Source organism: Natrinema limicola JCM 13563, from assembly GCF_000337475.1.
GTDB lineage: Archaea > Halobacteriota > Halobacteria > Halobacteriales > Natrialbaceae > Natrinema > Natrinema limicola.
Map to the genome: position 1 here is coordinate 1 of NZ_AOIT01000088.1, position 1412 is coordinate 1412.

Genomic DNA, 1412 nt, shown 5'->3' on the forward strand with positions numbered 1-1412 from the left:
CTCACACCCGAACAGAAGGCGGCACTCGAGGCGGCTATCGAGCGCGGGTACTACGAGGAGCCACGGCAGCAGTCAGTCACTGAAATCGCCGAAGACGTCGGCGTATCGAGGTCCACGTTCCAGTACCGTCTCAACCGGGCTGAAGCGTGGCTGGCACAGCAGTTTGCTGCCGATTCACTCGGTGCCGATCTTGATGTGGATCTCGATCTAGAAGATGTCGAGTTTATCCAGTGAGCGAGCAGGTCGAACGCGCATGGGTTGGAATATGCCGAAGTAAATCCCTCCCCAATGGCTCCTGTAGATTCGGGTATGGCAACGACGACTAATGCCAGCGTTCAGTTGATTCGCAACGCGACCATCCTCGCAGATGTTGGTGATACGACGTTCCTTGTGGACCCGATGTTCACGCCGCAGGGTGAGATGCCGACCATTACAGACAACCCGGTGGTTCCGGACTTCCTCACCACGGCGAATCAGGATCGGAATCCGCTCGTCCCGCTGCCCGACATCGACCTGTCGTACGACGCCGTGGTTGTCACGCACCGCCATCCCGACCACTGGGACGAGGCAGCCAAAGAGGAACTCGACGCCGACGTGCCACTGTTCTGTCAGCCCGAAGAGGCGGACGCCTTTACCGATGAGGGCTTCACTGATGTCCGGCCCGTCGACGACAAAACCTCGTTCGGGGACATCACCATTCACCGGACGCCCGGTCGCCACGGGCACGGAGAGTTAGCAGAGGGNGTCCGGCCCGTCGACGACAAAACCTCGTTCGGGGACATCACCATTCACCGGACGCCCGGTCGCCACGGGCACGGAGAGTTAGCAGAGGGGATGGGTCCCGTTTCAGGATTCGTATTCGAGGCCGACGAGACGATATACGTCGCAGGCGATACGATCTGGTACGAGCCGGTCGAAAAAACGCTTGATCGATTCGATCCGGATATGATCGTCCTCAATGGCGGCGAAGCACAGTTCGAGCAGGGCGACCCCATCACGATGGGTATCGAGGATATCTCCGCCGTCCGCGACACTACCGATGCCACGGTTGTCGTTGTTCATATGGAAGCGATTAACCACTGTTTGCTCACTCGTGACGAGTTGCGGTCGGCGACAGAGAGGGTTCACGTTCCTGAAGATGGGAAGCAGATCAGCTTGTAAGGCGAGAGAATTCCCTAACGTGTGCGTCGAGTCACGTCTTTTTGAGAGCGACACGGCAGTGCTTCCTTCGGCACCAGTGTGGCGTTCTAATCCGAAGAAGTCTCAATGTCATATTCATATCCAAGTTTCTCACGTAGCTGACGGAACGCATCCAGTATCTTTTCTCCGTCTTCACCAGCCGGAATCTCGACTTGTGCTGGTGGAGTAGCACTCTCCGAACCCAGAACTCGCCAAACCGTTCGACAAAATAA

General features: G+C 57.3%; 2 protein-coding genes. Both read left to right on the plus strand.

The window, feature by feature from the left end:
* The coding region (locus C476_RS17170) for a helix-turn-helix domain-containing protein (protein ID WP_008015316.1) at positions 1–234 on the plus strand (234 nt) is incomplete at its 5' end.
* Between the two features lie 75 nt (positions 235–309).
* Complete coding sequence (locus C476_RS17175; protein ID WP_008015317.1) at positions 310–1161, plus strand: MBL fold metallo-hydrolase; 852 nt, start codon at positions 310–312, stop codon at positions 1159–1161.
* Positions 1162–1412: the final 251 nt, after the last annotated feature.